Below are 6,378 nucleotides of genomic sequence, written 5' to 3'. Positions count from 1 at the left end.
GCCGTTCCAGCCGAACCTGGACTTCACCGCCGCGGCGAGCGCCGCCGAGGACGGCGAGGCCCTGATCGTCGACCTGGAAGGCTACGAAGGCCCGTTGCACGTGCTGCTGGCGCTGGCCCGCAGCCAGAAGGTGGACCTGCTGCAGCTGTCGGTGCTCAAGCTCGCCGAGCAGTACCTCGCTTTCGTCCAGCAGGCGCGGCGCCGGCGGTTCTCGTTGGCGGCGGACTATCTGGTGATGGCCGCGTGGCTCGCCTATCTGAAGTCGCGCCTGCTCCTGCCCAAGCCGCAGCGGCCGAAAGGCGAGGAGCCGCCGGCCGAGGAGGTTGCGGCCCGGCTCGCCTGGCGCCTGGCCAAGCTCGACGCCATGCGCAACGCCGGCGAGGCGCTGAAGACCCGGGCCCAGCTTGGCCGCGACGTCTTCGGCCGCGGCGATCCACAGGCGATCAAGGTGCTCCCCAGCGGCCGGATCGACGGCAACCTCTACGAGCTGATGAGCGCCTACATCGGCCAGCGGGTGAAGGAAGCGAAGCGCCACTACACGCCGCGTCCGCCGCAAGCCTATCCGCTGGAGGACGCGCGCGATCGGCTGCGCAAGCTGCTGCCGGACCTCGACCGCTGGACCTCGCTGACAGGGGTCGCCCCGATGGGCTCGGCCGGGCCGGGGCCGTCGCGCGCCTCCTATGTGGCGTCCACGCTCTCGGCCAGCCTGGAACTGGTGAAGGAAGGCGCCATGGAGGCCCGCCAGCTGGAGGCCTTCGCCGACATCTACGTCCGGGCGCGCGAGACTCGGCCATGAACGAGGCCGAAGAGACCGAACGCGAGGTCGAGGCGCTGCTCTTCGCCGCCGCGGGCCCGTTGAGCGAGACCGACTTGGCGCGGCGGCTCCCCGAGGGCGCGGACGTCGCTGCCGCGATCGCGGCGCTGCAGGCGCGCTACGCCGGCCGCGGGGTGGAGCTGGTCTGCGTCGCCGAGCGCTGGCGCTTCCAGACCGCCGGCGATCTCGCCTGGCTGATGACCGAGGAGAAGGACGAGCCGCGGCGGCTCTCCAAGGCCGCCCAAGAGACCCTGGCGATCATCGCCTACCACCAGCCGGTCACCCGGGCCGAGATCGAGGCGGTGCGCGGCGTCCAGGCCAGCAAGGGCACGCTGGACGTGCTGCTCGAGCTCGGCCTGGTGCGGATGCGGGGGCGCAGGCGCACGCCCGGTCGGCCGGTCACCTACGGCACGACGGACGCCTTCCTGGAGCACTATGGGCTGCCCAGCCTCGCCGACCTGCCGGGCATGGCGGAGATGAAGGCCGCGGGCCTCCTGTCGCTCGACCTGCCGGCGGATTTCGAGGTGCCGAACCCTGAAGCGCCGGTGCTCGACGAGGATCCGTTGGACGGCGAGGCGCCTGAATTCCATGTCGATTTCGTCGGCGGGGAGGGGTGAGGGGCCGCGGGGAACTGACGCGCCGCGCGCCGATGGCGTATCGCGCGGCGAGCGACTATATAACCTGCTGAATCTTAGCGCCGGGCGCAAAAAGCCTGCGTCGCGGCACATGGAGTATTCGCCGATATGGGCTCTCTTTCCATCTGGCACTGGCTGATCGTGCTGGCCATCGTAGCCCTGGTCTTCGGCGGCCGCGGCAAGCTGTCCGGCCTCATGGGCGACGCCGGCAAGGGCATCAAGGCCTTCCGCGAGGGCCTGAAGGACGGCGAGCACCAGGAAGCCGCCGCCAAGCCGCTGCCCAGCGAGACCGAGAAGGACAAGGCGCAGAGCTGAGGTCACGCGCGCGGCCGCTTCTCGCGAGGCGGCGAAGCGCGTAAGCCGCCGTCATGTTTCCTGAAGGACGCGCCCTCGAATTCCTGTTGGCCGCGGCGGTCGCGCTCGTCGTGGTCGGGCCGAAGGATCTGCCGATCCTGATGCGCAAGCTCGGCCAGTTCCTCGGCCGGATGCGGGCGATGGCGGCCGAGTTCCGCGCCAGCTTCGACGAGATGGCCCGCCAGTCGGAGCTCGACGAACTGCGCAAGGAAGTCGAGGCGATGCGCAAGGCGCAGATCGCCGATGTCGCCGCCCAGGCCGGCCAAGCCGATGTGCACGAGGCCTTCACCGACATCCACCAGACCCTGAGCGGCATCGGCTCCGAGGTCGGCGCGCAGACCGCCGCGCCCTACTACGAGGCGCCTTCCGAGCCCGCGCCTGAGCCCAAGCCCAAACCCCGGGCGAAACGCACGACCGCGGCCAAGACGCCCAAGGCCGCCGCGGCGAAAGCTGCGTCCGCCAAGACCGCCAAGGCGCCGGCCAAGCCGCGCACCCGCAAGCCTTCGGAGCCGAAGGCGTGAGCTACGAGACCGACGAATCCGAGATCGAGGCGTCGCGCGCGCCGCTGCTCGACCACCTGATCGAGCTGCGCAAGCGGCTGATCGTCTGCATCGTCGCGCTGGGCGTCGCCTTCGCGATCTGTTTCGCCTTCGCCACCCAGATCTTCAACCTGCTGCTGCACCCGTTCTCGATCGCCGCCCAGCTGCTGGCGATCCGCGAGGCCGAGGCGGCCCATCCCAGCGCGGCCTTCGACCTGCTGGGCGTGCTGACCGGGGCGAAGAACATGTTCCTGGCGCTCGTCGGCGCCATCGACCTGCCGCCGCCGCCGGGCAAGGTGACGAGCCTGGTCTTCACCGCCCCGCTGGAGTTCTTCTTCACCAAGATGAAGCTCGCGGGCCTGGGGGCGGTGGCGCTTTCGTTCCCGGTGCTGGCCTGGCAGATCTACGCCTTCGTGGCGCCTGGCCTCTACAAGCGCGAGCGCCGCGCCTTCCTGCCGTTCCTGATCGCCGCGCCGCTGCTGTTCATCGCCGGCGCGGCGCTGGTCTATTACATGATCCTGCCGTTCGTGCTGTGGTTCTCGCTCTCGCAGCAGATCGTCGGCGCGGGCGCGATCTCGGTGCAGCTTCTGCCGAAGGTCTCCGACTACTTCAGCTTGGTGACGACGCTCGTGCTGGCGTTCGGCCTCTGCTTCCAGCTGCCGGTGGTGCTGACGCTCCTGGGCATGGCCGGGATGGTCACGGCCAAGACGTTGCTCTCGGGTTGGCGCTATGCGGTCGTCGGCGTGTTCGTCGTGGCCGCCATCGTGACCCCGCCGGACCCCATCAGCCAGACCCTGCTCGCGCTGCCGATCATCCTGCTCTACTTCGCCTCGGTCGGCTGCGTGAAGCTCATCGAGCTGCGCCGGGCGAAGGACGAGGCGGGGAAGGAAGTGGCGGTCGTCTAGGCGTCGTTCACTCTCCGCTTGGCCGGTCCGCCGACGCGCTCTAGACAGGTCCGCCTCATCCGTCGCCAGCGGTCGCCATGCACGACATCCGAGCCATTCGCGAAACCCCCGAGCTCTATGAAAAGCACTGGGCGGCGAAGGGGATGTCCGGCCGCGTCGCCGAGATCCTCGACCTCGATGCGAAGTTGCGCGCGGCGCAGACGGCGCTGCAGGCGGCCCAGGCCGAGCGCAACGAATCCTCGAAGAAGATCGGCCAGGCCAAGGCCAGGAAGGACGAGGCCGAGGCGAGCCGCCTGATGGCCCACGTCGAGACGCTGAGGAAGACGCTCGAGGACGAGGCCGAGGTCGAGCGCGAGGTCGGCGAGCTGCTGCGCCAGATGCTGGCGGCGCTGCCGAACCTGCCGGCCCCCGAGGCGCCGCCCGGCGAGGACGAGGAAGCCAATGTCGAGGTGCGCCGCTGGGGCGAGCCGCGCGCGATCGTGAGCCCCAAGGACCACGTCGACCTCGGCGAGGCCCTGGGGATGCTCGACTTCGAGGCCGCCGCCCGGATGAGCGGCTCGCGCTTCGTCGTGATCAAGGGCCAGCTCGCCCGGCTCGAGCGGGCGCTCGGCCAGTTCATGCTCGACCTGCAGACGACCGAGCACGGCTACACCGAGGTCTCGCCGCCGCTCTTGGTGCGCGACGAGGCGGCGTTCGGCACCACCCAGCTGCCGAAGTTCGCCGAGGACCTGTTCCACACCACCGACGGCCGCTGGCTGATCCCCACCGCCGAGGTCTCGCTGACCAACCTCGTGCGGGAGCAGATCACCCCGCAGGAGGAGCTGCCGCTCAGGCTGACGGCGCTGACGCCGTGCTTCCGCTCCGAAGCGGGCGCTTCGGGCCGCGACACCCGCGGCATGATCCGCCAGCACCAGTTCTACAAGGTCGAGCTGGTCTCCATCACCACGCCCGAGCAGTCGGACGAAGAGCACGAGCGGATGGTCGGCTGCGCCGAAACGGTGCTGAAGCGGCTGGAGCTGCCGTTCCGCACCATGCTGCTGTGCACCGGCGACATGGGCTTCGCCGCCCGCAAGACCTACGACCTGGAGGTCTGGATCCCCTCGGAGGGCCGCTATCGCGAGATCAGCTCCTGCTCGAACTGCGGCGACTTCCAGGCCCGGCGGATGGACGCGCGCACCAAGGCCGCCGGCGAGAAGGGCACGCGCTTCGTCCACACGCTGAACGGCTCGGGCCTCGCGGTCGGCCGCACCCTGGTCGCGATCCTGGAGAATTATCAGGACGAGGGCGGGCGGATCGCGGTGCCCGAGGCGCTAAGGCCCTACCTGCCCGGGCTGACGCACATCGAGGCGGCGCGTTGAGGATCCTGCTGACCAACGACGACGGGATCCATGCGCCGGGCCTGGCGGCGCTCGAGCGGATCGCCCGCAATCTGACCGACGACGTCTGGGTCTGCGCGCCGGAGTACGAGATGTCGGGCGCGAGCCGGGCCCTGACCCTGGCCGACCCGGTGCGCGTGCGGCACGTGGGCGAGCGCAAGTTCTCAACGACGGGGACGCCGACCGACTGCGTGATGCTGGCGATCCACGAGCTGGTCACGGGCGCGAGACCCGACCTCGTGCTTTCCGGCGTGAACCGCGGCGCGAACCTCGCCGAGGACGTGACCATGTCGGGCACGGTCGCCGGGGCGATCGAGGCCATGGCGCTGGGCGTGCCGGGCGTCGCCCTCTCGCAGATGGGCGGCTACGTCCCCGACGAGCGCTTCTTCCAGGTGGCCGAGGCCTACGCGCCGGGCATCCTGAAGCGCCTGGTCGAGGTCGGCTGGCCGGCCGACGTGGTCATGAACCTCAACTTCCCCGCCATAGCGGTCGACGAGGTGACGGCGGTGGAGGTCACGCGCCAGGGCTTCCGCGACGTGCAGATCCGCCATGCGGAAAAGCGCACCGACCTGCGCGGGCGGGACTACTACTGGATCGGCTTCCGCCACGAGCGGTCCAAGCCGGCCGAAGGGACCGACCTTCGGGCGCTTTACGAGAACCGCATCTCGGTGACTCCGCTGCACATCGACCTGACCCACCAGCCCACCGTGCACGATCTCAAGGGCGTGCTGGGCGGGGCGCCGCCGAGGCTCTAAGGATGAGCGAGCCGCACGAGGAGACGCCGCAAGCGCGGATGGCGCGCCTGATCCTGGCGCTGCGCACGCAAGGGGTCACCGAGCCCAGGGTGCTGAAGGTGATCGAGGGAACGCCGCGGGAGCTGTTCACGCCGGAGCTGTTCCGGGAACGCGCCCTCGAGGACTCGGCCCTGCCGATCGCCTGCGGCCAGACCATCAGCCAGCCGTTCATTGTCGGCCTGATGACCCAGGCGCTGAAGCTCGACCGGCGCTCGCGGGTGCTCGAGATCGGCACCGGCTCGGGCTACCAGACGGCGATCCTCTCCAAGCTGGCGCGGCTGGTCTACACCGTCGAGCGCTACCGCACGCTGATGCGGGAGGCCGAGGCGCGCTTCAAGGAGCTCGAGCTGACCAACGTCATCACCCGCTTCGGGGACGGCGGCGAGGGCTGGCCCGAGCAGGCGCCTTTTGACCGCATTATGGTCACGGCGGCGGCGCCCGGAGAGCCCACAGCCCTGCTGCAGCAGCTGAAGCCCGCGGGGATCCTCGTGGCGCCGATCGGCCGGGGACCGGTCCAGACGCTGCGCCGCTACACCGGCGACGGCAAGGGCGGCTTCCAGGTGGAAGATCTGATCGATGTCCGTTTCGTGCCGCTGCTGGAAGGCGTGGCCAAGGAGCCGTAGCGTGTTGAGGTGGAAGCCTGCTCTAGAGACACACAGGGCGGCTTTCGGTTTCGGGACGGACGACTGCGGCGGTTTGCGGGTTGGCTCTCGAAGCCGCCCTGGCCGATGATCGCCACGCTCCCCGACTGATTCCTTTTTCACGCAGATGCCCAATTCCGGAGCGGTGATGACGCATTTCCTGCAGCGGACGGCCCTGATCGCGCTTGCGACCGGGGCGCTCGGCGCATGCTCGACCACGGATTCCGACGCGCTCCGGCCCAGCTATCCGGTTCGCGCGCCCGAGACGCCGCCGGCGCCCGCCACCTCGCCATCGGCGCCAGCTCCGACGCCTGCTCCTG

At 70.0% G+C, this 6,378-nt stretch carries 8 protein-coding genes; all 8 read left to right on the top strand.

The window, feature by feature from the left end; translation table 11 throughout:
* A partial coding sequence (locus tag VJS38_RS19835; RefSeq protein WP_324089876.1) for a ScpA family protein occupies positions 1 to 796 on the top strand: 796 nt, incomplete at its 5' end.
* Positions 793 to 1,431, top strand: a complete 639-nt coding sequence (gene scpB / locus VJS38_RS19830) for an SMC-Scp complex subunit ScpB (protein WP_324089875.1) — start codon at positions 793 to 795, stop codon at positions 1,429 to 1,431. The genes VJS38_RS19835 and scpB, both read left to right, overlap by 4 nt.
* A gap of 126 nt (positions 1,432 to 1,557) precedes the next feature.
* Complete coding sequence (locus VJS38_RS19825) at positions 1,558 to 1,764, top strand: twin-arginine translocase TatA/TatE family subunit (RefSeq protein WP_324089874.1); 207 nt, start codon at positions 1,558 to 1,560, stop codon at positions 1,762 to 1,764.
* 53 nt (positions 1,765 to 1,817) lie between these two features.
* Entirely contained in the window at positions 1,818 to 2,324 is a 507-nt protein-coding gene (gene tatB / locus VJS38_RS19820; RefSeq protein WP_324089873.1) for a Sec-independent protein translocase protein TatB, read from the top strand.
* The gene (gene tatC, locus VJS38_RS19815; RefSeq protein WP_324089872.1) at positions 2,321 to 3,247 is read left to right on the top strand and encodes a twin-arginine translocase subunit TatC; all 927 of its coding nucleotides are present in this window, start codon (positions 2,321 to 2,323) and stop codon (positions 3,245 to 3,247) included. The genes tatB and tatC overlap by 4 nt, the downstream gene beginning before the upstream one ends.
* A 77-nt stretch (positions 3,248 to 3,324) precedes the next feature.
* Positions 3,325 to 4,605, top strand: coding sequence for a serine--tRNA ligase (gene serS, locus VJS38_RS19810; RefSeq protein ID WP_324089871.1), 1,281 nt, complete (start codon positions 3,325 to 3,327; stop codon positions 4,603 to 4,605).
* Complete coding sequence (surE, locus tag VJS38_RS19805) at positions 4,602 to 5,378, top strand: 5'/3'-nucleotidase SurE (RefSeq protein ID WP_324089870.1); 777 nt, start codon at positions 4,602 to 4,604, stop codon at positions 5,376 to 5,378. Before serS ends, surE begins: the two co-directional genes overlap by 4 nt.
* A gap of 2 nt (positions 5,379 to 5,380) precedes the next feature.
* The gene (locus VJS38_RS19800) at positions 5,381 to 6,040 is read left to right on the top strand and encodes a protein-L-isoaspartate(D-aspartate) O-methyltransferase (protein WP_324089869.1); all 660 of its coding nucleotides are present in this window, start codon (positions 5,381 to 5,383) and stop codon (positions 6,038 to 6,040) included.
* Positions 6,041 to 6,378: the final 338 nt, after the last annotated feature.

Source organism: Phenylobacterium sp. (genome assembly GCF_035276905.1).
Classification (GTDB): Bacteria; Pseudomonadota; Alphaproteobacteria; order Caulobacterales; family Caulobacteraceae; genus Phenylobacterium.
Note: the sequence above shows the minus strand (reverse complement) of the source record. Positions and strands in the feature narration are given on the sequence as shown.

Bases quoted from the DNA above. Each gene is read 5' to 3' on its own strand.
- tatB (WP_324089873.1), top strand. From the start codon at position 1,818: ATGTTTCCTGAAGGACGCGCCCTCGAATTCCTGTTGGCCGCGGCGGTC.
- scpB (WP_324089875.1), top strand. From the start codon at position 793: ATGAACGAGGCCGAAGAGACCGAACGCGAGGTCGAGGCGCTGCTCTTC.
- VJS38_RS19825 (WP_324089874.1), top strand. From the start codon at position 1,558: ATGGGCTCTCTTTCCATCTGGCACTGGCTGATCGTGCTGGCCATCGTA.
- serS (WP_324089871.1), top strand. From the start codon at position 3,325: ATGCACGACATCCGAGCCATTCGCGAAACCCCCGAGCTCTATGAAAAG.
- VJS38_RS19800 (WP_324089869.1), top strand. From the start codon at position 5,381: ATGAGCGAGCCGCACGAGGAGACGCCGCAAGCGCGGATGGCGCGCCTG.